This window comes from Bradyrhizobium sp. AZCC 2262 (assembly GCF_036924535.1).
Classification (GTDB): domain Bacteria; phylum Pseudomonadota; class Alphaproteobacteria; order Rhizobiales; family Xanthobacteraceae; genus Bradyrhizobium.
On the sequence record NZ_JAZHRT010000001.1, the window covers coordinates 6,197,104 to 6,220,042 of the forward strand.

Consider the following 22,939-nt stretch of genomic DNA (forward strand, 5'->3'; position numbering starts at 1 on the left):
GGTGCCAACACAAATACTCATTCCCGATGACCTTAGAGGATTTAGGTATCATGAACGCGGCACGACTCGTTAGCCGCGGCTTAGCTGATCTCGCCGTTTTGGCCTATTTCCGCTTCACGCCAAAAACGTCATTCCATAACCCCTTCATTACGCCAGTTGTTGCGCCAAAGGCGGTCACTCCGGCAAAGCGGCGTTGATGACGCCGGCGCTGTCCTGCGCGACTTCGGCAGACGCCAAGATCTGTTCGGCAATGTCAAGTCAGGCAAGCCCGAAGTGGCGAAGATCAGCGACGGGTCGCTGAAAGGCTATGCCGCGAACGGCATCAGGCGCTTCTCTCGGCATTCCTTTCGCGGCGCCGCCGGTCGGCGAACTGCGCTGGAAGCGCCCGCTCCGCCTGCCGAGTGGACAGGCGAGCGTGACGCCCGTGCCTTCGCCCCGCTTGCGTGCAGACAAACACCTCTTCGGTGTCATGGCTGTCCGCAGCACCACGGAAGACAGTCTTTATCTGAATGTCTTCGCGCCGGCGTCGGGCCGCAGCAAGCTACGCCCGGTGATTGTGTGGCTCCATGGCGGCGGCCTGCTCAACGGCCGTACCAACGACTATGACCCGCGCAAGCTGGTCAAAGACGGTGACCTCGTCGTGGAGTCCACGACCTACCGCATGAACGTGTTCGGTTATATGGCGCATCCGTCGCTCGACAAGGAAGGCCATCCGTTCGGCAATTACGGCACGCTCGACCAGCAGGCTGCGCTGAAATGGGTGCAACAGAACATCAAGACGTTCGGCGGTGACCCTAACAATGTGACGGTATTCGGCGAAAGCGCCGGTGGCATAGCCATCATGTTCAACCTCGTTTCGCCAGGCGCCGCGGGCCTGTTTCAAAAGGTCATCCTTGAAAGCGGGGTGTCGGCGCCAGCGCAGACTCCGCTTGAGATGGCCGAAAAGACAGGTTTGGACTTCGCGTCCACGATGGGTTGCGAGGACCGACCGCGGTATGCATGCGCTCCAAGTCCGTGGACGAGATCATCGCCAAGGCGGGCCGCTTCCTCAACGGTGCGGTGCGCTCGGTGCACGGCACAATCCTGCCGGCGCAGATGCAGGCCTTGATGGCGGAAGGCAAGTTCCACAAGGTGCCTATTCTGATGAGCAACAATGCCGACGAATGGACCTGGTTTACGAGTCTCACCGAACTCGACATCAAGAAGCCAATGACTGGGGAGGATTATCCTAAAACGCTCACTGGACCAACTTCGCCAGGACCGGCAATCCGAACGGCAAGGGCCTGCGTCGAGACTACCGTGCTGCGCTGCTGCTCCTGGGCAACGATCCCCTGCGCCTCCAGGCGGGACAGCGCTTCGCGGATCGGCGTTCGGCTTACGGCGAATTCTTCAGCCAGCATTTCCTGCTCTGGGTAAAATAATTGAGATTTGGGTTATATCCGAGAATGACCGTTGCCACGTTCACCATGGACATTCGCGGCGAGAAACTCTCCGGCAGCAATACCGCAACCGAATTCGTCGAATGGTACAATGGGCACCCTTCACTATCGCGACTTTGCGTTCGACCTCTGCGGCAAAGTCGCGGTAATTGTCGGCAATGGCAAGGTTGCGTTGGACGTGTCACGTATATTGGCGAAGACGCCCAGCGATCTGGTTCACACCGACGTCGCCGCGCATGGACTCGACGCACTGGCACAGAGCCGCATCACCGATATCCACATTATCGGTCGACCTTTAAATGGCGAGATAGTTTCGCCGGATATCATCGTTCGATCGAAGACTATCGATGGTACCGGAGAACTTAATCTGGCCCTTCTCGATCACATAGGCGCGCTCCGAGACCAAACTGGCGAAATGCATATTCTGCTCCGACAGCAAGACTGTAATGCCGGACGCAGTGACGTGAATTATTGCTTGCGCGACTTGCTCGACGATTTTGGGCGAGAGGCCTTCGGAGGGCTCGTCCAGAAGAATGAGAGAGGGGTTTCCCATGAGTGTGCGCGCGACGGTTAGCATCTGCTGTTCACCGCCACTCATATGGGCGGCCAGGCGCCCGCGCATTTCAGCGAGATTGGGGAAAATTGAGTAGAGCTTTTCGCGCGTCCAGGGTTCGCGCCCCATCGGGGCGTGGCGGCGTCCCACCTCAAGATTTTCCTCGACGGTTAGGCTTACAAAAATCCGTCGATCTTCTGGAACGAAGCCGACACCCCGCCGAGCGATCACGAAGGGATCGAGCCCGCTTACTTCCTTCCCTTCGAACATGATATTGCCCGAACGGGGCGGGACAATTCCGATGATCGATTTCATTAGCGTCGATTTTCCCGCGCCGTTACGACCCAACAATGCGACGGCCTCGCCCTGGCTAATGGTAAGCGACACGTCGTGCAGGATATGCGCGGCGCCATAGAAACTATTGATGTTGCTAACTGTCAGCATTATGCCGCCCCGTACATCGTACCGCCGCCCAGATACACATCTTGCACGAGCTTTTCTTCGCGAATGGCGGTGGGCACCCCGCTAGCGATGACTTGGCCGCGATTGAGCACAATAACGCGGTCCGCATGGCCGAAGACCACGTCCATATCGTGTTCCGTAAACAGGATGGAGACCCCTTCGCTCTCCATGAGGTTACGTACCAGCTTCATCATGGCGATACGCTCGGTCGGCGCCATGCCTGCCGTTGGTTCATCCATCAGCAGCAGCCTAGGGCTATTACCGAGTGCCATGGCAAGATCCAGGCGCTTTAGATCGCCATAGGAGAGCACACCGCAAGGCCGGCGAGCCTGCGCGCGCAAACCCGTGCGATCGAGCAGATGATCTGCTTGATCGAGAAAGTAAGATGGTGCAGGTCGCCACGAACTACTGAGTTTTTTGTGGTGCGACAGCAGTACCATCTGCAAATTCTCGCGCACGCTCATGGATGGGAACGTAGCGGCGATTTGGAATGTCCGGCCAATGCCGAGCCGCCAGATCTTAGACGGGCCAAGGCCGTTGATGAGGTGGCCGTCGAAACGTATCTCGCCCGCGTCCGGCGTGATCTGGCCACCCAGCATGTTGAAGCAGGTCGACTTTCCGGCGCCGTTGGGGCCAATGATTGCAACCATCTCGCCCGGATTAACGAGGAAGGAGACGTCGTCCACAGCTTTCACGCCACCAAAGGCCTTCTGGATGGATCGAACAGTGAGTTCGCCGGCGACACTCATGGCGCGTCCCCCACAGAAACGCGTTTGGAAATCGGCATGCTGCGCCACACCAAAGGCCAGATTTTCTGGAGCATCCCGACAATGCCACGCGGAAAGAACATGATGGCAAGCACGATCACGACGCCAAGAGGCGCGCGCCAGAATTCTGTGGTGCGCTGAAGCTCCGCCAAAAGCCAATGATAACCGGCGGCGCCGACGATGGGACCGGCCATGCTCTCTAACCCGCCAAGCAGAAGCATGACGAGGCCATCAACCGACAAAGAAATCGACACGACATCCGGGAACACACTGCCTTTGGCGAAAGCGTAAAGAGCTCCAGCGAGTCCGGCGGCCGCGCCGGCGAGAATGAAGCCAAACCATTGCGTTCGTCGAATATTGATGCCGACGGCATCTGCCCGGGACGGTGAATCGCGCGTCGCTCTTAAGGCGTAGCCGAAAGGCGAGAAAACCACCTTGCGCAAGACAAAGATTGCAGCCGCCACAATGGCGAAGGTGAGATAGAGATAGACGATGTGATTGCGCGCCCAAGTATCCGGCCACACCTTCAAAATGCCGTTGTCGCCTCCTGTCACGCTGATCCACTGCCAAGCCACAGACCAAACGATTTGCGCAAGTGCAAGCGTAAGCATTGCGCGGTAGACGCCGCTGAGCCGCACGCATAGCCAGCCAAACAGAGCCGCGCCCAGTCCGGCCGCTATCGGCGCACCGATCAGGGCCGCGATAAACGGTAGGTGGAAATACTTCACGCCGAGTGCAACGAAATAGGCGCCGAGTCCGAAATAAGCGGCATGACCAAAGCTAAGTATGCCGGCCGGCCCCACCAGAAAATGTAGGCTAGCCGCAAACAGGATGAATATGAGAGCTTCGATCACCAGTGTGACGCCGTAGTCGCCGAGCAGCAACGGCGCGAACACTACGAAGGCGATGCCCAATCCCCAGTAGATCCATTGCTCCCGGCCGCCGGGCGACAGCACTGTATCGTCAGCCTGCCGAGGATCGCGTACCAGCACTTGGGGCTTTCCGGCAAGACCGTGGGGCCGAAAGACGAGCACCACGGTCATGACTATGAAAATTGTGACCAAGGTCATGGATGGCATAAGCAGCGTGCCGAACGATTGGACGACGCCGATCATCAGCGCTGCCGCAAAGGCACCGGGGATGCTGCCGAGCCCACCCACAACGACTACAACGAAGGCTTCAGTAAGCAGATTAAAGTCCATGCCCAAGTTAGCGGCATCCCGCGGTAACTGCACCGCGCCGCCAAGACCGGCCAAGGCGCAGCCGAGAACAAAAACGGAAGTGAACAGCCAACGCTGGTTTACTCCAAGGGACCCTACCATTTCCCGGTCCTCGGTCGCAGCGCGTACGAGCGTGCCCCATCGAGTGCGATGAAACGTAAGCCATAACAGGCCCAGAATCGCAGGCCCTAGCAACATCAGGAACAAATTATAGGACGGGAAACGGACGCCGAAGAATTCAACTGCCGCAAGGCCCGGCACGCGCGGCCCTATGAGGTCTTCATTGCCCCAGGCGTAACGTGTGACGTCTTGCACCACGAGTACAACGCCGAACGTAGCAAGTAATTGAAGTAGTTCCGGCGCCTTATAGAGGCGCCGGAGGATAATGATTTCGACGAGCCCGCCGATCACCCCCGTTAGTGCAGCCGATGCGGCTACGCCAGTCCAAAAACCAAACCCGCTTCCGCCCCAATGGCGAGTCAGCGTGTAGGCGATGTAGGCGCCCAACATGTAGAACGAGCCGTGGGCGAAATTGACGATCTGCGTGACCCCAAAGATAAGCGACAGACCGCAAGCGACGATGAAGAGCATCGAACCGCTGGCCAATCCGTTCATCAGCAGCGAGAAGAAGGTCTGCGCATCGAGGTGCATAAGCAAACGCCTTTAGTGTTGCGGTGACGTCGCGGCCTGCCTGGGCGTCGCCGGAGGAAGTCCCAGCGCAGTGAGATAGGCTTCGAAATTTTTGGCGACCTTGGCGTTTCCGTCTTCTGCCTAGGTTCCATTGAAGGACAAGGTTCCGGAAAAATCGAGTCCAAAATTGTAGCAGTTGTATCCAAAAAATAGTCGTATGCATCCCGTTCGGGGGTGCCGACCTGGCCGGCTTGTTCAAATTGGTATCTATGTCAGCTACGCTTCGCACCGGACTCGCGAAGCCATCGGCAAGCAGTGCTAACCTGGCCAAATCCGGCAACGCTTACCGGACCAGGGCTCGTTCGGATCCGAAAGGTGGGCGTCGCATTGGACACTCCGTAAGCGCCTGTTCGATATTGTCGAGGTCGGATATCGACCCACGCCGTCGCGATGATGACCCGTCACCCAGGCGATGGGTCTCCGAACGACGATGCTGTTGATGAGGCGCGCACAATCCAGCGGTGCCAGCCGGACAACGTCGTAATCCGTATCTACCCCTGGCTCGGCACATGGGCCGGTCATCATCGCATCAGCACGCCGCCGCTGCTCACGACTGTCTCCCCGGTCATCAACTGGGCCCCCTCACCTTCGACCAGCCAAAGCACCAGAGCAGCCATCTCCGAGGGAGACGCGGTTCTGCCGAGCGGTATCTGAGCGGAAATTTTCTCGAGTCGTCCGGGTATTGCGCGCAAGCCTTCGGTATCGACGGGGCCGGGCGCAACAGCGTTGACCCGTATACGACGTTCGGCAAGATCCGCAGCCATACCCCGCGTCAGGCTCACAACCGCCGCTTTGGACGCGTTGTAAAGCAATTGGTCCGGCTTGGCCATGAACGCGTTGATCGACGCGAAGTGAACAATCGCGCCGCCAGCGGGCATCGTTCGCGCGATGGCCTGACTGAGCAACACTGTTCCAAGCACGTTGATATCAAAGATGCGCCGGTAGGTTGCAACGTCGGCAGTCGCCAGTGACGACAGAGGAAAAATTCCGGCAGCATTGACGAGGGCCCGTGCTGGCTGCGTCAGTTGGCTCGTTGCGGCCTCAACCGATGCCCGATCGGCAACGTCTGTCACGATTGGAGAGACATTGCTTTTTCCTGCCGCGAAGGTGCGGCTCGGCATCGTAATCAAGCGCCGCAACGTGCCATCCAGTCGCCAGGAATGCCTCCGCACAGGCCCGCCCGATTCCCTTCGCTGCTCCCGAGATAACGACAAGAGGCTTTTCGGTGGAGGGCATTGGCATGTCTTTCCGATTGAATCAAATAGAACAGAAGCGAATAAGGTTCAGGCAGCAGCGGTCCAGCCGCCATCGCACATCAGCACGACACCGGTGATGTAAGCTGCATCCTGGCTACACAAGAACGCCACGGCGTTGCCAATATCTTCCGGCTGGCCAACTCGACCGGCAGGTACCCGCTGCAGCGTCCATCGCAATTGTTCCGGATCCGAGAGGCGACCCTGTGTCATCTGGCTCTCGATCGTTCCCGGCCCGACGGCGTTGACGCGAATACCCCGTGGCGCGAGATCTATCGCTGCATGCTTTGTAAACGCGACGACAGCACCTTTGGATGCGCCGTAATGGGATCGGTGGGGAAACGCGATGACTGAGGACACACTTGCAAGGTTCACGATGGCTCCGCCGCTCTCCATTCTTCTCGCAGCCGCTCGCGTGCCGAGAAAGACACCCCGGACGTTGACGCTCATCATGCGGTCCCAGGCCTCGACAGACATGTCGGTCAGCGGAATGACCTCGGAAATCCCGGCATTGTTGACCCAGCCGACAAGTTTGCCGAGCCGTACGGTCACATCTCCCAGTGCTTCAACCGAATTCTCTTCGGTGACATCAACATGTCCGGCCTGCGCTCGGTGTCCATCGCGGCACAGGCACTCCGCCGTCTCCTCCGCCGCCGCGAGATCGAGGTCCGCGACCATCACACAAGCGCCTCGCTCGCAGAGGCGTCGCGCGATGCCTGCGCCTATGCCCCTGCCAGCGCCGGTGACGACGATCCAGCCCTCGATCTGTTCCGATTGAATCGTCACGTATTCGTCCCCCCGAGCGATTGGCGATCAATCTGATCTGCAAAAGCGACCGCGTTTGTGTACCCCACGCCCGCTTCCGCCGAGCCAGGTCCGGCCAGAACGGCGCAGAGACCGGATATGTCCGTAAGAATTCCGATCTGATCGTAGGAGAATCGGGTCTCAGCAAAGGTGTGGTTTCCGCGAACGGCGAGCCCAACCAATGCCTCCGTCAGCAAACCCCGCTTATGACTTGCGATCATGAAAACCTTCTCCTTAGACCTTCTGTGATCGCAACCATTTTCGGATGCAAAAGATCTTTTTGTGGATACAATTTTTGGCATAAGCGCGCATATGCCGTCAACCCTCAGACAATTTTTTTACATGCTCGCCGCGCAAACATGCGCGGTGTGCATATCCTACGTCACCGTGTTTTCGGAATTCCGACGAACCATCTCGTCGTCCGCCGTCCGAAGCTAAGCTGGATCGTGCGCGACCGTCTGCATTCGAGCGCGGCCTTGGCCGCCGCTAGCCGCGGTACGCCGATGCGAAGGCTGGCTTCGACGGCAAGCCAATATGGGCGATCTCATCAAGTTGCGGTGGGACGGCTTCGGATGAGGCGACCATCCGCGGCGACACTCGTGGCCTACGACATTGATAACAACTCACCAGTGGCTTCAATGCGACGCCGGCAAATGTTGTGGGCTGAATGGATTTCGCACCACCCACCGAGACCTATGGCTGGAAAGCGGCGCCGCGATCCCTATTCAACTCTGGTGCCCCGACATCACATTCATTCGTGAAGCACCCTATCAAGCTATCCGGACTATTTTTAACGTGACATAATTTTCGATTTGCGTGACGTACCTGACGCGTACACTGGTACCGACTACTTGTGGGATCACTCAATGCCATACTTAAAAATCGACTATACCGATAACCTACTCGACTTTCCCGCACCCGTGATACTCGCGAAAGTCAATGAACTGCTGGCCGAAAGCGAAGCCATTCGCGACGAATTCGATCTAAAATCAAGTGTCAGCGCCTTATCCAACTACAAGATTGGCACTCAAGAGGAAAACCGAGCCTTTGTGTACGCTCAGTTTTATCTCTTCCCTGGAAGGTCACCGGAAACCAGGAAGGATCTCGCGAACCGAATCGCATCCGTTCTTCGTCGACACGTGCCACGCCTACCGGGAGTTCGCATATTAGTTAGCGTCGAGATGATAGAAATGAATCGAGACACTTATCGAGTTGAAACATTGGAAGGTTGATTATTAGTGATCACGACGCCATCTGCGGTGACTTCTTCATCTGCTGCTTATGGCCGGCCTCCTAACAAGGATTCGAGAGTTGCATTGTTCATGCGACGCTTGAGTCTATTTCGGCCCAAGTATCCCGCACGAACTGAGCGATCGCTGCATTCTGGCCTATCAACGAGAATTTGGCGTTGTGAGCATAGTCGGGAAGGTTGATCATTTCCGTGGTGATGAATTTTAGCCTTTTTGCGGGATCATTTTTATGGTGCCGCAAGACTTTTCGCACGACTTCCTTTGTAGGCTCCAGTTTGTAGGCATGCCATGCCGAATGCCACTCACCGGGAAGGGGCTTTGTGAAGGGATACAATATCCCACGACCTGGATCGCCGGCTCTGTTTGTATCTGTCGCATCGCTGGGAACAGCGGCGATGACGTTGCCGGGATCGAATCTGGACCAGATATTTCTTGGTCCGTCCGGCGCAGCGGAGCGAACTTGCATCCAGCGTACGATGCCCATCGCTAGCCACTCGTCACACAGGTTACCCTGCTCGAACGGGTCCAGAATCAAGCGACCGGTTTCGACGTCCTCGCGGACGCACGAGATATCCAGTTCCTCCGGGTTTCCAATCTTGAAATTTACATGGCTGTAATCAAGCGTCAAATTAAAGGGCACGCCGCGTCGTTGCACCTCCGACGCGACGGGCGTTACGCGACGAAAATCCTCGGACCACATGTTGACATGAAGTTCGAAAGTCGGCTCGACTCCGATCTTCAATCCTTCGTCATAGGTACGCAGATAACAATCGACTATTTCCTCGTTGCGCAAAACATGACCATCGGCATGACGCGTATAGATCATGATATTGTGCAGCGATGCACCGATCTCTTTGGCGATCCGAAGGTTTTTCGGTATTAAGTCGTCCTCTTCTCCCAATCGGTAAAACCAGCTCGCCGTAAGCACCGGGAGATCGTACTTGTCTATAGCCTTTCGGTATTCATCTAGGTTTTCAGCCGACGGAAGCCGGTCGAAGTAGTCGAACACGCCGGCCTCTTTTACCAGGCGAAATTGTTCGTCGATGAACGCTTCTTCCAGCGCAACCGGATTCTGAAGAGACGACTGTTGGGCACCGCGTCCGTTGCATCCGATCTTGAAATTCGAGGTCATCGGTGCGGCTCTCAAAATGTTCATTGGCTTGCGAGAGTCTGATCACGGGCGATCATATCATCCACAATACGACGCATCTTGTTCGGCGCTGCGTCGATAGCCAGGTTGATCCGTTTGAAATCAGGACGCGCCTCCTCTTCACGATGCAGCGCTTCGAGAATCAATCTGTCTTCGTCGAAGACGGCGCGAAAATCGCTATTCAACTGCGACGCGACATCCGGATCGTCTTGATTGAAATTCCGGATATGAAGCCAATGGTCGATGCTCGTTCGCTCGTCGACGGGCGTGATGAAATGTCCGGCAAAAATCCGCATTCCTCGGTTGCGATCGCCGTCTACAGGAATACTGCCGGCCGGCGCCGTTCCAAAGTCGATTACGGCGATCGACGGTGCATAGTAATGATAATAATGCCAACGATCGACGTTGCCGCTGAATTTTCGATAGTTCTGGAAAATTCCGATCGGGGGCGCATCGGGAACCCAGCGCCAGACCAAGATCTTCTCGCCATCCCTTTCGCTCTGTACGGGAATGTCTTCGCTCGCCGCATTGCCCAATGAACCGGAATGAACGAAGCTGACGTGTGAAGGATCGCAGAGATTGTCAGCCAGGTTGAGGTAGTTGGACTGATTGTGCAGGGCGTCACCGAAGACGACCGACCAGTTCGGGTCGTGAAACTCGGGAAGATCAAAAATTTTGCTCCGGTCGGCCAATTCCGGATCTCCCATCCAGATCCAAACCAGACCGAGTCTTTCGCCCGTCGGATAAGATCGCACGACGGCATTCCTTGGAATGACGTTCTGACCGGGAACACGGATGCATTTGCCCGCGCCGTCAAAAGTCATTCCATGATAACCGCACTCGATCGCGTCCCCCTTCAACCGGCCAAGGGAAAGCGGAAGCATGCGGTGAGGACATAAGTCGTCGAGCGCGACAACAGAGCCGTCGCTCGATCTGTAAAGAACTACATTCTGCTCAATGACGGTCCGACGCGTGAGCGTGCGCGTTATGTCGTGCGACCAAGCGAGCGGGTACCACGTGTTGCGTACATATCGCATGTCAGATTCTTCGCTACCTATTGGATTTCCGTTTAGGCGCTCGTGTGGGCGCGCTCGCGGATGTTGTGCTGGTGGGTGCATCTTCAGGTGTTGCCGTGACGTCACGGCTTGCCCGGGCGTAGCTTTGCCACTTCCGCTGGCGGCGGCAGCAGCTTGGCGCCGTCGATAACGGTCCAGTCCACCATCACGCCCTTGCCATCCTTCTTGGCAAGTTTGCCTGTGAACACAGGGATTGTTGATTTATTGTCGGCCGCACGGTAAGTGATTGGACCGAATGGCGTCGGAATGGTGAGATCGGCGAACGCGTCAACGATTTTTTCCGGATCCGTGCTGCCGGCCTTCTTAATTGCCGCGGCGATGGCCTTGTAGGTCATGTAACCGTTTATCGATGCCACGCGGGGATAGTCTTTGAACTTCTTTTCGTAGGCGGCACGAAACGCCGTGTGCTCGGGCGTATCGATGCTCTGCCAGGGATAACCGGTGACGATCCAGCCTTCCGGCGTCTCGTCCTGCAGCGTGTCGAGATATTCGGGCTGCCCGGTGAGGGTGCTCACCACTGTTTTGCCCTTGAACGCGCCGCGTGTATTAGCTTCGCGCACCAGGCGGACAAGATCGGTGCCGAATTCCGCATTAAAGATTGCGTCTGGCTGCGCGGCCAGGAGCGCGTCGATGGTCGGTCCCGGATCGATTTTGCCGAGAGCCGGCCATTGCTCAGCCACGAACTTCACGTCCGGGCGCAGGCGCAGGAGGTGTTGCTTGAAACGGGCTATATTCGAAGTGCCATACTCATAATTAGGTGCAACCGTCGCCCATGTCTTTGCAGGAAGCTTCGCCGCGATTTCCGCAAGAGCCAGTGTGTTCATGTAAGTGGTGGCTGCGGTCTGGAAGGTGTAGCGGTTGCCTTTCTCCCAGACGATGGCGTCGCTGGACGCAATGCCGCAGACGAACGGTACTTTGCGCTGCTGGGCGAAGTCCGCGAGGGCGAGGCAGACGCTGGAGAGGAAGCCGCCGGCGAGCACGCTGACCCCCTCCGATGCGGTCAGTTCCTCGGCCTGGCGGATAGCATCACCGGCCTTGGCGGCGTCGTCACGGAAAATAGCCTGAAGCGGCCGCCCGTTGATGCCGCCGGCGGCGTTGATTTCTTCGATGGCGAGCTCGGCACCCCGGCGATAGGGCTCCGTAAACGGCGCCTGGTTGCTGTAGCTGTTGATGTCCCCAACCTTGATCGGCGTCTGGGCCATCGCAGCGGTGGGCGCACACAAAACGGTAAGCACCGTACCAAGCGCGAACGCCCAGTAGTTTCGTCGAAGAGACTTGCTCGGTCGCGAGATCGCCGCGCCAGATTTGGCGACGTCCGGCTTGGTACATTTGAGTTCTAACATCTGAAGTCCCCTCTGCTTGATTCTAGTTTGCGGACGTTTCCGATTTTGGTTCTGACAGCTGAAAAGTCCCCTTATCCCCGACCGTGAGGACTAAGATGGCTGCGGTGTGTGAGGCAGGCGCGCCCAGGCCGCGGCCTCGATCTCGACCGCGAAACCACGCGACGCCGATCGCGCGGACCGCCCCTCGTCACCGAACAAGTCGACAAAAAGATCTGTGCAGCGCTCGACGACGCTCGAATGGCCGGCGGAGGCCGGCGGCGACGCCATGAATCCGGGCACAATGCGCTCTACGCCGTCGAGCGTTCCGAAGTCGGGGCGGAAAGTTGCTAATAAACTAAGCCCGCTGAGCCGAGCTGCTGCATAACGCTCCTCCACGGTGAGCCCTTTTCCCACGTGACCCCGGATGCAGGTGCCATCCGACTTCCAATGGCCGAAACCAGCGAGGACCATCATCTCACCGGCCCAGTATTAGAATTCGCTATCGGCACAACCGCTGGAGGAAGGGTGAGGCCCCGTGCAGCGAGACGGGCTCCGAAATTGCTGGCAACCATGTTGTTTCCGTTTCTGGCATCGGCCGGAGTTCCACTAAAGGATACGGGTCCTGAAAATACGAGTCCAAAATTATAGCAACTGTATCCAATAATAGCCACGTGTATCCCACACAGCGGTCGGACACCTTTGCGATCAATAGCGAGGGCTGTCCCTAAAAGCCCGAAAGTCTAAGTTGAGGTGCTGGCCAATCTCTCCCCTCACCTTCAACCAGCCAAAGCACCAGAGCAGCAATCTCCGAGGGAGACGCGGTTCGGCCGAGCGGTATCCGGGCAGGAATGGGTCTGCCGCCCTGCCCGCGATTTCGATTGGCTAGGTACAAACCTCAATGATTGGGGCGGGCAATGATGCGGTCCAGCTTTCGCGACGCGCGTGTGACTGGCGCGTCCTTATCCACGGATAGGTACGCTTTCATTGAAGTGGCCGTTAGCCGAAACCACTTTTCTGATAGCCGTCTGGAAGTTATTCAGCTGCCTTCAGCTTGGCGACAGAACGATCTGCGGCTCCCGAAGTCGATGGAAAGGCCCGGTAGCCATGCTTCGCATCCTTCGCCGTTAGCTTGGCAGGTCGATCCGCCGGATTTCCATAGCCTCCGCCGCCGGGCGTCTGCACGTTGATGATATCACCGGCGCGAAGCTGAATGTCCTGGTCCTTCGACAAGTGCAGGGGCACGAACGTCCTGCCGCCTTGTTGAATCACAATGCGGTTCGGCTGGCCGGCCTCGCCGCCGAGGACGCCAGGCGGCCCCACCCTGCCATGATCCATCACGAAGGAGGCGCGAGCTTCGCCGCGCCGCAGCGCAATGGAATAGCGAACACCGAATCCTCCGCGATGCGTTCCCGCGCCGGCAGACTCTTCGGCTATCGCAAATTCCTTGAACAGAACGGGGAAACGCTGCTCCAGGATCTCGATAGGCGGCGTCTTCGCAATGCCAATTGTCGAACATCCGTTCGAGATGCCGTCGAACTCGATCGATCCGCCGTATCCGCCGCCAGTCACGATGTACATAACGAAGTTGCTGCCGGTCTCGGGGTCCGTGCCCCCTATCGCCAGGTTTCCGCTCGTGCCGGCGGGCGCTGCGAACAGTCGTTCCGGTAGCGCTTCGGCGAGGGCCAGAAAAACGGCTTCCGCGATGCGCTGGCTGACTTCGGCGGCACATCCGGACACGGGACGCGGATATTGTGCATCGAGGAATGTACCGGTCGGCACGGGCACGTGGAGTGGTTCGAACGTCCCGGCGTTGATTGGAACCTCCGGGAAGATATGCTTGATCGCGAGGTAGATTGCGGACTTGGTGGTCGCGATCACGCTGTTCATAGGTCCGCGGCAAGGCGGGCTTGATTTCGAAAGGTCGAACTCGAGACTCTCGCCTCGCTTGCGGATCAAAAGGTTAATCTCGAGCGGCTCATCGACGACGCCGTCGGAATCGACGATCGTAATGCTGCGGTAGTCGCCATCCGGTATCGCAGTGATCTTGGCCTTCATCTGCTGGCAGGCGCCCTGCTTGAGAAGTTCGATCGCGAGCTCGACAGTGTCAGCGCCATAACGATCGAGCAGCGCGGTCAAGCGGCGCTCTCCGATCTCAAGCGCGGCTGCTTGCGCCCTGATATCGCCGATCCGCTGATCAGCTATTCGGATGTTTGAGAGGATGATCGACAGTATTTCCTCGTCGATCACGCCACGTTTGTAGAGCTTCACCGGAGGAATTCGAAGTCCTTCTTGTTCGACTTCGGTCGCCTTAGCTGAAAAGCCTCCGGGCACCATGCCGCCGGTATCCGGCCAGTGGCCAGTGTTCGAAAGCCAGGCGAAAAGATGCCCCCTGTAGAAGAATGGCTTGACGAATTTCACGTCCATCAGGTGCGTGCCGCCGAGATAGGGATCGTTCAGAATGAAGATGTCGCCTTCCTCGAGGTTCTTGGCGCGGTCGATCACCGCGCGCGTCGAGAACTGCATCGTCCCCACGAAGATCGGGAGCCCCAACTCACCCTGCGCGATGAGCTCCCCGGTTGAGCGATGATAGATGCCGTCGGAGCGATCGAGGCCTTCTGCGATCACCGGACTGAACGCCGCGCGGACGAAGGTAGTGTCCATCTCGTTGCAGACCTGCTGCAATCCGTTCTGAATGACCGCTAGCGTTACCGGATCGATCGTCGTCACGTTATTGTCCCTTCCCAACATGGATGATCACATTACCCAATAGGTCCACCTGCGCCCGGTCACCGGGATGAATCACGGTCGTTGCATCCAATTGCTCCAGAATCGCGGGACCCAGAAATTCGCTATTCAGCGGCAAGCGGTCTCGATCGAAGATCGGTGTCGACAGCCATCCGTCTTCGAACCAGACGCGTCTCATATCTATCTTTGCGTCGTCGAGATTCTTGGCGGCGGTGCTGGATGTCAATGCGTCGACTGGGAAAGGCCTTCTCTTTCCGATCACAGCGGTATGCAGATTGGCGAGCACGGGTTTGATTTCGGGAAGCGCAACCCTGAAGCGGTTCCAGTAGGCTTCGGCAAACGCCTTGTCGAGGTCGGCAATCTTTACTCCGCGTCCTGACAACGCGACGTTCAGGATATGCGTCTGACCCTGGAACTGCATGTCAGCTGTGTGAAAGACCTGCACGTTTTCAATTTCGATATTTTCGTGCTGAAGAATTTTGTTTCCCTCTTCGATATGCGCGTCGAGCACGGAGAGGACGTCCACCTCGTTGACCATGGAAAGCGGCTTGTTGATTGTCCGCACAAAGTCATGCCGCAAGTCCGCAACGAGACAACCCAAAGCGTTCGTCAGACCAGGACGGGCCGGAATAAGAACTTTGGGAATGCCAAGCTCGCGCGCCAACGCGGCCGCATGGAGCGGTCCTGCACCGCCGAATGCCAGAAGGATGAAATCCCGAGGATCATGCCCACGCGACAGCGAGACAAGCCGGATGGCGCCGGCCATCTTGTCGTTGGCCACCCGGATGACAGCAGCTGCGGCCTGTTCCGCGCTAAGTTTCAGCGCAGCTCCCACTTGGGTCATCAAGGCCTCTTCCACAACGGTCATCGTTGTCAAGTTCTGCACGCCCAGCAGCCGCGCGGGGTTTAGCCGGCCCAGGACCAGATTGGCGTCTGTGATTGTAGGTTCGGTCCCGCCCCTGCCAAAGCAGATCGGGCCGGGAATGGCTCCGGCGCTCTTCGGCCCGATCTTAAGCAGGCCGGCTTCGTCGACGTGCGCGATCGAACCTCCTCCGGCACCAACGGTGTGAACGTCCACCATTGGTACGTGGATGGGCATCGCATATTCGATTTCCAGTTCGGAGGAGACCAGCGGCACCCCGTCCTGAATCAGAGCGACGTCTGTCGACGTGCCGCCCATGTCATAGGTAACGACGTTAGGAAATCCGGCAGCCGTAGCTGTACTGGCAGCTGCGATCACGCCTGAGGCGGGGCCCGACATGACGGTCTGGACGGCGGTGTGGGTCACGATCGAGGACGATGCCGTACCGCCGTTTCCCTGCATGACGAGAAGCTGGCGTTTCAGCCCGCGGTCCTTGAGTTCAGCTTCGAGCTTGTTCAAATAACGATGCAGGATCGGCTGGACCGAACCGTTGACGGCAGCGGTCACGCCGCGCTCGTACTCTCGACATTCCCCGATGATTTGGTGGCCTGCCGTAACGTACTCGTTGGGCCACAGCGATCTCACGATCTCCGCGGCTCGCAATTCGTGATCGGGATTGGCGTAGGAATGCAGAAAATGGATAACGACGGACTCGGCGCCCAGCGCAAGCAGCTTCTTCACGACTTCGCGGACCTCGTCCTCGGAAAGCGGATCTACGACTGAGCCCGAAGCATCCATGCGCTCCGTGACTTCGAAACGGAGGTCGCGGGGAATAATGGGCTCGAACGTTCCGATCAAACCGTAGGGGTTCGGCCGTGTTCGTCGGCCGAGTTCGAGGACGTCTCGGAAGCCTCTGGTCGTGATCAGTCCGCATTTCGCGAGCTTGCGCTCAAGCACGGCGTTCGTCGTCGCGGTCGTGCCGTGAATGAAAAGGTCGACCCCATGCGCACTCATTCCGGTCTTTTCGAGCGCAGCGATCACGCCATGAGCCTGGTTGGCGGTCGTGGTCGGCACCTTTGCCAACTGCAGCCCTCCGTTGGAGGGGTCATGCAGAATTAGATCCGTAAACGTGCCGCCGACATCACAGCCGACAATGACCGCACCCATTTCCAACTATCTCCAATGATATCTCAGTGAATAATTCGATGCATTTCCTGTGCCCGGATCGCGGCGATAGATGCCCGATCAGGGCAAACTCGGCGCCGGTTCCGTACGCTTAGTGATCGAGGTCAGGAGGCTCGCTTTACTTGCTCAGCTTTGAGGTTCATGCGGCCGGCGTAGATCGGCGTCGCGCACGTCCTCGGACCGGGATACTTGAGGAAGATGATCTTGCGGCCGGCCCACTACCCATTCCATGTCGTTTACGTGCCAGTACTCTGGCGCGAAATCTGTGGGATTATCGGTGGTCATGGTCTTCTCCCGGTGGAATTTTACATCCATAATTTATATCATTGTATCCAAAAATATGCTAGTCAAGCGCGATTGTTCGCTTGGTGGTATTCGGTTCATCAAGAACAGCTAACATTTTAGTCACGGATGTCCGCTCCCCGGCTTGCTTTGCCGCCGAGTCGGCCTTACCGGATGTCACATAGAAGAAAGGCGGAACTCCCTTGAAAGCAGCAGCTTCTCCGAAGCTTATCGAGGATCTGGCCAACCGGATCCAGGCCAAGATCGTCGCCGGCGAATACCCACCGGGAACACGCTTGAAGCAGGAAGTGCTGGCCCAGCAATTTGACGTAAGCCGTACTCCAATCAGGGAGGCACTCTCGCGGCTGGAGGCCAAGGGGATCGTCAGTCAGGCCCAGCGCCGCAGCGCGGTGGTCCGCGCGCCTTCCAGCCGTGAAATATCCGAAATGTACCAGGTAAGAGCCGAACTTGAGGGCCTGGCCGCGCAGCTTGCGGCGCGCTGGATCACTGATCAGCAATTGGTGGATCTCAGAATTTCCCATGACGAGTTCGTGCAAGCTGTGAAGGAGCTTCGCGGCGATCGGGATTCCACGTCGCGCGCCGATCCGAAGTGGTTCGAGCAGGCCGCGCAGCGCTGGATCGACATGAACGCGAAGTTTCACAAGACCATCAATGATGCGTCGAACAATCGATATCTCGCCCGCACCATTCTGGATGTGACATCGGGATATGCGAGGAGCGTCATGCTGTCTTCGGCCTTCGGCATGAATAGCTTCCGAATTGAGCAGAACATCGTCCAGCATGAACGAATCCTCAAAGCGCTTGAGGACCGCGAGCCGGCGCGTGCGCGCAGGGCCATGGTGGATCACGTCATGGAATCCGGCGAATTCGTTATCGCATCATTTTCGAACCAAATGGCCGACAGTTAAGATAATGCTCCGTGGGCAGGTGCACGCCCCGGCCTGCAGCGACACTTTGCGATGGCCTTCGCCGGCTCCTCCAATCGCTGCAAGCGGCTTACCGGCTCATTCGGATCCGCCGAATGGTTTCGGGGACACCGATCCAGGCTTGTTTCTCGGGCGCAAATTTTTGCCGCAGATAGGAAACGAGTTCGACAACCTGCTCGTCGTCCAGACTGTTCTTGAAGGCGGGCATGTAGCCGAGGTCGCTTGAGACGGGCGAGCTAATCCCGTGAAGGATCACCTGGATCAGATTGTCAGGCCTCTGGCTGTGGAGATTGCTGTTGAGGGCGAGCGATGGCCTCGTACCGAACAGCCCCGGCGCGCTTGCCTGATGGCAGACTGCACAGGCGCCTTCATGGATTTTCTCGCCGATCGACGACGCCGTGATGAATCTGGCGCCTGCCGCCGTTTCGATCTGCTTGGCCAATGTTTCCTGCCCCACCGGATCATGTCTGTCGGCATTGAAAGAGGCGATATAGCTGGCCATTGCCTTGATGTCGCTGTCGGGGAGGACCGCGAGCTCCTTGACGACGGGCGCCATGGGTCCGGCGGCTACGCCGTGAAAGCGGGACGTACCGGTCCGCAGATGGGCGAACAGCTCTTCCTCGGTCCAGGGAATTGGCGCGTGAGATAGGGAGTTCAGCGCCGGAGCCTCCCAACCCTTGACCATCGCCCCACCGAGATGAGCCGGCGCCCCTCCCCTCTCCGCGCCAAAGAGATTGCGCGGAGTATGACACGCGCCGCAGTGGCCAAGCCCTTCCACAAGATAAGCGCCGCGATTCCAAGCCTCAGATTTCGACGGATCCGCCTGAAACACGGCGGCGCTGTGAAATGCGGCGTTCCAAACTGAAACCAGAGGACGCGCGCCAAATGGAAACGCCAATTCCGAATTGCGATTTTCCGCATGGACCGGGGACTGGGACATGAGATACGCATAGAGCGCCTGCAAGTCGGCATCAGACGTCTTCGCGAAATGATTGTATGGAAACGCCGGGTAAAGATGCCGTCCGTCGCGGTGGATGCCCTCGCGCATGGACCGCTCGAAGGCGGGATACGACCAATCTCCGATTCCGGTATCAATATCGGGCGTGATGTTTGTGCTGTAGATCGTCCCGAACGGCGTCTCTATGGCGAGTCCCCCAGCGTTCGCGATACCGTTATCCGTCGTGTGGCATACCGCGCAATTGCCTAGCGCGGCAAGCTGCTTTCCGCGATTGATCGTCGACTTTGAATAAACGGTCGCATCGGGTCTTGGGATCGGCGCTATCGCCGACTTCCAAGGCATTGCCATCGTAGCGAAGCCGGCCACCGCGACCCACGCGCTTATCAACCCGGCAAAAAGGCCGGTGCGCTTCTTGGCTCGCGACAGTGCCCCGGACGTCGCGCCGTTCAGGCCGACCCTGATACGGTCTGGCGTGAAGGGCAACTCCCTGAAACGCACGCCGGTTGCGTCGAAGATCGCATTTGCAATCGCCGCAGCGCTCGGGATCGAAGACGCCTCTCCGATTCCGAGTGGCGGCTGGTCCTGGCGCGGCATCAGCAAAACATCGATTCTGGGGACGTCCGGAAACTTGATGATCGGATAGGCGCCCCACTCTCGACTCACGACACCCGCGCGATTGAACGCCACCTCTTCCATCAGCGCCCGGCTCGTCGACTGTATGACGTTGCCTTGTATCTGGTGCCGCGCACCATCAGGATTGATCACCAGGCCGGCGTCCTGGCCCATGACCACACGCGTCACGTTGACGTCGCCGGTGGTCTTGTTCACCGTCACGTCGGCGATCCATGCCGACCAGGCCGCCGCAATACCTGGAAACTTGCCGTGGAGGTGAAGGGCGTATGCGAATCCCCGGCCCGAGACGACATCGCCTTCCCCGAGCTGATTCGGATGCGGAGTTCGGGGCGTCCATTCGGCCCGCGCGGCGACCTCCTTGATGAGATCTATTCCGCGTTGATCCTTCAAATAGCGCAGACGATATTCGATCGGATCAGCGCCGACTTCCGCGGCAAGCTCGTCGATATAGGATTCATGCGCGAACGTGTTCGGGAGTGCCGACACGGCCCGGAGCCATGATGCACGCACGATCGGTGGCATGTCGTGCACGACCACGCGCATCGAGTCGAATTCGTATGGGGGGATGGCGGTGCGGTCTCCCATCCCGATCACCTCGGGAGCGGAAGATATGGTGTTGGTGAGCAGAAGCGCGAGCGTCGGCGAATTGTTCGAGGGATACCGCGTCGTGAAATCGTAAGCTGCGACGCTGCCGTCAGCGTTGAGGCCACCGTCCACCTCGAGGAACTGCCCGGTGCCCTTCGGCTCCCAGACATGCTCCTGTTCGCGGCTCAGTTGGACGCGCACGGGACGGCCGGTTGCCCGCGATAGCAGTGTCGCATCGGCCGAGACGTCGTCTGCACAGTTGCGTCCGTAGCAGCCCGCGGCCTCCATGCGCACGATGTCGATCTGCGCTTCGTCCATCTGCATAAGCAACGCAAGATCGGCGCGGAGTATGTGAGGATTCTGGGTACCGGACCAAACGCGGAGGAAGCCATCCCGGTAGTCCGCCACCGAACACGAAGGTCCGATCGATGCGTGCATCTGGTAAGGCCAGATATATTTGGCCTTGATCCGCTTATCGGCTTTCGAGATAGCCTCCCCCACGTCACCCTTGTCGATCAGCGTCCTGGGCGTTGACGGGTTGGCGCGCAACGCGGTTTCGATGTCCTTCAGGTCTGGAACCGGCGGCACCGGCTTCCACGCGACTTCGAGAAGCTCGCCCGCCTTGATGGCATTTTCCTCGCGTTCTGCGATGACGCCGACGAAATCCCCGATTGTCACGACGCCGATCATCCCGGGAAGGTCCGCGACCGATGCTTCGTTGACGTAAATCAGGCTGTTTCCGACGAAATCTCCTGCATCGACGCCGGCATAAGGCGGACGCACGACGCGCCCATGGACCATGCCGGGGACACGCACGTCGTGGACGTAGGTGAGTTCGCCGGTAGCCTTTGCGACAAGGTCGACACGCGGAGCCTGTTTGCCCACGACTCTGTACGATTCAAAGGATTTCACCGCGACGTTGTCGGTAAGCTCTATCGCGAATGTTTGCCCCGCGATCAACTCGCCATAACTCGCGCCGCGGTTTCCGCTGCAACGGACGAGTCCGTCCTCGACGGATAGTTCGTCCGGATGCACATCGAAGCGCTCCGCGGCACGAGCAACCAGGAATTGGCGGGCCTGGGCAGCCGCTTTTCTGATCGGCACTGCAGCGAGCTGAATGGTCTCGCTTGCGATCGTCGGGCCTTGATCGGGCGTTCGTGCGGTATCGCCGAGGGACATGACGACGCGTTCGAATGCCACATCGAGCTCTTCGGCAACGATTTGCGCGAGAGCGGTACGAATGCCCGTTCCAAGATCCACGTGACCGCTGAAGGCAGTTATCGACCCGTCCGACGTTAGAACGAGAAAGTTCTCGGTCGCACCTCTAGACGATCGCCGCACGACGGATAAGGTTCCATCGGGACCGGTACCGGCGGTTACCGCCGGGATTTCAATGTTCGGCATGACTACTCCGAACTTGCCGTTTCGGAGGCTGCCCTCATCACCGCCCGCAGAATTTCGACATGGGCGCCGCATCGGCAAAGATTGTATTTCAGCGCCTCGGCAGCTTCTTGTTCGGACGGGCGGGCGTTTCGCGCCAACAAGGCTTTTGTCGTCATGATCATCCCGTTGAGGCAATAGCCGCATTGCGCCGCTTCTTCCGCAATGAAAGCGCTTTGGATCGGATCTAGATCATACCGCGAGCCTAAACCCTCAAGTGTGAGGATGCTTCGGTCGACGCAGCCGCCGACGGGAATGACACACGATCGCGCAGGCAGTCCGTCCAGGATGACTGTGCATGCGCCGCATTCTCCGAGGCCGCATCCGAATTTGGGGCCGTTCAGCTTCAGATCGTTGCGCAGCACATACAGCAACGGCGTAGTACGGGCAGCTACGATCTCGCACGTGCTTCCGTTAACCTGCAGGAGCATGGTCTGATTAGATTTCGCTTCCGACGGCTTGTTCGGCATCGTGGAGTGGCCGGTCTTCAGGCCGGACGAACTCGTCATGAGATCATCGCTCCGCGAAAGCCTTCTCGACGACAAAATCCGCGGCTTGCCCGTGATTGCCTTCCTCGAATCCTTTTTCGATGAGGATGGATTTCGTGTCGGCGAGCAAGGCCGGGCTACCGCAGATCATCATCCTGTCCTTTGCCGCGTCCAGATTCGGCAGCGAAATGTCGGAGAAGAGATTGCCTGAAGTAATGAGACTGGTGATGCGTCCACGGTTGCGGAAGGGATCGCGCGTCACAGTCGGATAGTAGATCAGTTGCTCTCTAATCAACTCGCCGATCAATTCATCCTGCGGCAGCTTCTCCGTGATCATCTCGCCATATGCGAGTTCCACGACACGGCGGCATCCGTGGAGCAGAACGATCTTCTCGAAGCGGCCGTAGGTTGCCGGATCCTTGATCACACTCAGGAACGGCGCGAGGCCCGTACCCGTTCCGATCAGATAAAGATTTCGGCCGTTTGTCAGGTTGTCGATGACGAGTGTCCCCGTCGATTTGCGCCCGACGATGATCTGGTCGCCCTCCTTCAGATGCTGAAGCCGCGACGTGAGGGGCCCGTCCGGCACCTTGATGGAGAAGAACTCGAGGTTGGGCTCGTAATTCGCGCTCGCGACGCTATAGGCGCGCATCAGCGGCCTGTCGCCGATTTCAAGTCCTATCATCACGAACTCGCCGTTGCGGAAGCGGAACGACGGATCGCGGGTGGTCGTGAAGCTGAACAGGTTGTCCGTCCAGTGATGGACGTTCAGGACACTTTCCTGGTTGAAATTTGCCATCGTTCCTTCTCTTTCCATTGGCGGGCCCG

The 22,939-nt window shown here is 58.3% G+C and carries 20 protein-coding genes; 3 read left to right on the forward strand and 17 right to left on the reverse strand.

All coding sequences use genetic code 11. From position 1 onward, the window contains the following. Positions 1–307: 307 nt before the first annotated feature. Entirely contained in the window at positions 308–1,108 is an 801-nt protein-coding gene (locus V1283_RS29045) for a carboxylesterase family protein (protein WP_334390033.1), read from the forward strand. A gap of 115 nt (positions 1,109–1,223) precedes the next feature. On the opposite strand, the gene V1283_RS29050 is transcribed toward V1283_RS29045, so the two are convergent. The 7 genes from V1283_RS29050 to V1283_RS29075 all read right to left on the reverse strand — a co-directional run bounded on the left by V1283_RS29050 (position 1,224) and on the right by V1283_RS29075 (position 7,170). Continuing rightward, positions 1,224–1,400, reverse strand: a complete 177-nt coding sequence (locus V1283_RS29050) for a GntR family transcriptional regulator (RefSeq protein WP_334390034.1) — start codon at positions 1,398–1,400, stop codon at positions 1,224–1,226. Positions 1,401–1,734: 334 nt separating this feature from the next. Next, positions 1,735–2,439 carry an ABC transporter ATP-binding protein gene (locus tag V1283_RS29055; protein WP_334393220.1) on the reverse strand — a complete coding sequence of 235 codons (705 nt, stop codon included), beginning with the start codon at positions 2,437–2,439 and terminating at the stop codon, positions 1,735–1,737. Further along, complete coding sequence (locus V1283_RS29060; protein WP_334390035.1) at positions 2,436–3,203, reverse strand: ABC transporter ATP-binding protein; 768 nt, start codon at positions 3,201–3,203, stop codon at positions 2,436–2,438. Before V1283_RS29060 ends, V1283_RS29055 begins: the two co-directional genes overlap by 4 nt. Beyond that, positions 3,200–5,092, reverse strand: coding sequence for an ABC transporter permease (locus V1283_RS29065; protein ID WP_334390036.1), 1,893 nt, complete (start codon positions 5,090–5,092; stop codon positions 3,200–3,202). The genes V1283_RS29060 and V1283_RS29065 overlap by 4 nt, the downstream gene beginning before the upstream one ends. Before the next feature lie 560 nt (positions 5,093–5,652). Then, on the reverse strand, positions 5,653–6,270 hold the full coding sequence (locus tag V1283_RS29070; protein WP_334390037.1) for an SDR family NAD(P)-dependent oxidoreductase: 618 nt from the start codon (positions 6,268–6,270) through the stop codon (positions 5,653–5,655). Further along, the gene (locus V1283_RS44810; RefSeq protein WP_442895788.1) at positions 6,173–6,373 is read right to left on the reverse strand and encodes an SDR family NAD(P)-dependent oxidoreductase; all 201 of its coding nucleotides are present in this window, start codon (positions 6,371–6,373) and stop codon (positions 6,173–6,175) included. Before V1283_RS44810 ends, V1283_RS29070 begins: the two co-directional genes overlap by 98 nt. Before the next feature lie 41 nt (positions 6,374–6,414). Further along, positions 6,415–7,170, reverse strand: a complete 756-nt coding sequence (locus V1283_RS29075) for an SDR family NAD(P)-dependent oxidoreductase (RefSeq protein ID WP_334390038.1) — start codon at positions 7,168–7,170, stop codon at positions 6,415–6,417. Between the two features lie 884 nt (positions 7,171–8,054). Here V1283_RS29075 and V1283_RS29080 point away from each other — a divergent pair. Next, positions 8,055–8,420 (forward strand): 5-carboxymethyl-2-hydroxymuconate Delta-isomerase, encoded by a 366-nt coding sequence (locus tag V1283_RS29080; RefSeq protein WP_334390040.1) that lies wholly within the window; start codon positions 8,055–8,057, stop codon positions 8,418–8,420. 88 nt (positions 8,421–8,508) lie between these two features. Here V1283_RS29080 and V1283_RS29085 read toward each other — a convergent pair whose 3' ends face one another. The 7 genes from V1283_RS29085 to V1283_RS29115 form a co-directional block, all read right to left on the reverse strand. Continuing rightward, a complete protein-coding gene (locus V1283_RS29085) occupies positions 8,509–9,570 on the reverse strand; it encodes a hypothetical protein (RefSeq protein WP_334390041.1) in 1,062 nt (353 codons plus the stop codon). Between the two features lie 20 nt (positions 9,571–9,590). After that, the gene (locus V1283_RS29090) at positions 9,591–10,625 is read right to left on the reverse strand and encodes an aromatic ring-hydroxylating dioxygenase subunit alpha (protein ID WP_334390042.1); all 1,035 of its coding nucleotides are present in this window, start codon (positions 10,623–10,625) and stop codon (positions 9,591–9,593) included. 101 nt (positions 10,626–10,726) lie between these two features. After that, on the reverse strand, positions 10,727–11,866 hold the full coding sequence (locus tag V1283_RS29095; RefSeq protein ID WP_442895890.1) for an ABC transporter substrate-binding protein: 1,140 nt from the start codon (positions 11,864–11,866) through the stop codon (positions 10,727–10,729). A gap of 231 nt (positions 11,867–12,097) precedes the next feature. Further along, positions 12,098–12,460, reverse strand: coding sequence for a RidA family protein (locus V1283_RS29100; protein ID WP_334390044.1), 363 nt, complete (start codon positions 12,458–12,460; stop codon positions 12,098–12,100). A 558-nt stretch (positions 12,461–13,018) separates the two neighbouring features. Further along, positions 13,019–14,713, reverse strand: a complete 1,695-nt coding sequence (locus V1283_RS29105; RefSeq protein ID WP_334390045.1) for a hydantoinase B/oxoprolinase family protein — start codon at positions 14,711–14,713, stop codon at positions 13,019–13,021. 1 nt (position 14,714) lies between these two features. Beyond that, positions 14,715–16,760 carry a hydantoinase/oxoprolinase family protein gene (locus V1283_RS29110; protein ID WP_334390046.1) on the reverse strand — a complete coding sequence of 682 codons (2,046 nt, stop codon included), beginning with the start codon at positions 16,758–16,760 and terminating at the stop codon, positions 14,715–14,717. 144 nt (positions 16,761–16,904) lie between these two features. Then, on the reverse strand, positions 16,905–17,063 hold the full coding sequence (locus tag V1283_RS29115) for a hypothetical protein (protein ID WP_334390047.1): 159 nt from the start codon (positions 17,061–17,063) through the stop codon (positions 16,905–16,907). Between the two features lie 200 nt (positions 17,064–17,263). On the opposite strand from V1283_RS29115, the gene V1283_RS29120 reads away from it, so the two are divergent. Continuing rightward, entirely contained in the window at positions 17,264–17,989 is a 726-nt protein-coding gene (locus V1283_RS29120) for a GntR family transcriptional regulator (RefSeq protein WP_334390049.1), read from the forward strand. Between the two features lie 88 nt (positions 17,990–18,077). Here the strand turns inward: V1283_RS29120 and V1283_RS29125 are convergent, their stop codons facing one another. Genes V1283_RS29125 through V1283_RS29135 form a run of 3 tightly spaced genes read right to left on the reverse strand, consistent with a single transcriptional unit; the run spans position 18,078 to position 22,910 of the window. Further along, the gene (locus tag V1283_RS29125) at positions 18,078–21,587 is read right to left on the reverse strand and encodes a molybdopterin cofactor-binding domain-containing protein (protein WP_334390050.1); all 3,510 of its coding nucleotides are present in this window, start codon (positions 21,585–21,587) and stop codon (positions 18,078–18,080) included. A 2-nt stretch (positions 21,588–21,589) separates the two neighbouring features. Continuing rightward, positions 21,590–22,093: a (2Fe-2S)-binding protein gene (locus V1283_RS29130; protein WP_442895891.1), complete on the reverse strand. Its 504-nt coding sequence runs from the start codon at positions 22,091–22,093 to the stop codon at positions 21,590–21,592. 43 nt (positions 22,094–22,136) lie between these two features. Next, the gene (locus V1283_RS29135; protein ID WP_334390051.1) at positions 22,137–22,910 is read right to left on the reverse strand and encodes a ferredoxin--NADP reductase; all 774 of its coding nucleotides are present in this window, start codon (positions 22,908–22,910) and stop codon (positions 22,137–22,139) included. Positions 22,911–22,939: the final 29 nt, after the last annotated feature.

Coding starts and splice junctions, on each gene's coding strand:
- V1283_RS29045 (WP_334390033.1), top strand. CDS start 308: ATGCCGCGAACGGCATCAGGCGCTTCTCTCGGCATTCCTTTCGCGGCG.
- V1283_RS29050 (WP_334390034.1), bottom strand. CDS start 1,400: ATGCTGGCTGAAGAATTCGCCGTAAGCCGAACGCCGATCCGCGAAGCG.
- V1283_RS29060 (WP_334390035.1), bottom strand. CDS start 3,203: ATGAGTGTCGCCGGCGAACTCACTGTTCGATCCATCCAGAAGGCCTTT.
- V1283_RS29065 (WP_334390036.1), bottom strand. CDS start 5,092: ATGCACCTCGATGCGCAGACCTTCTTCTCGCTGCTGATGAACGGATTG.
- V1283_RS44810 (WP_442895788.1), bottom strand. CDS start 6,373: ATGCCAATGCCCTCCACCGAAAAGCCTCTTGTCGTTATCTCGGGAGCA.
- V1283_RS29080 (WP_334390040.1), top strand. CDS start 8,055: ATGCCATACTTAAAAATCGACTATACCGATAACCTACTCGACTTTCCC.
- V1283_RS29085 (WP_334390041.1), bottom strand. CDS start 9,570: ATGACCTCGAATTTCAAGATCGGATGCAACGGACGCGGTGCCCAACAG.
- V1283_RS29090 (WP_334390042.1), bottom strand. CDS start 10,625: ATGCGATATGTACGCAACACGTGGTACCCGCTCGCTTGGTCGCACGAC.
- V1283_RS29095 (WP_442895890.1), bottom strand. CDS start 11,866: ATGGCCCAGACGCCGATCAAGGTTGGGGACATCAACAGCTACAGCAAC.
- V1283_RS29100 (WP_334390044.1), bottom strand. CDS start 12,460: ATGATGGTCCTCGCTGGTTTCGGCCATTGGAAGTCGGATGGCACCTGC.
- V1283_RS29110 (WP_334390046.1), bottom strand. CDS start 16,760: ATGGGTGCGGTCATTGTCGGCTGTGATGTCGGCGGCACGTTTACGGAT.
- V1283_RS29115 (WP_334390047.1), bottom strand. CDS start 17,063: ATGACCACCGATAATCCCACAGATTTCGCGCCAGAGTACTGGCACGTA.
- V1283_RS29125 (WP_334390050.1), bottom strand. CDS start 21,587: ATGCCGAACATTGAAATCCCGGCGGTAACCGCCGGTACCGGTCCCGAT.
- V1283_RS29130 (WP_442895891.1), bottom strand. CDS start 22,093: ATGCCGAACAAGCCGTCGGAAGCGAAATCTAATCAGACCATGCTCCTG.
- V1283_RS29135 (WP_334390051.1), bottom strand. CDS start 22,910: ATGGCAAATTTCAACCAGGAAAGTGTCCTGAACGTCCATCACTGGACG.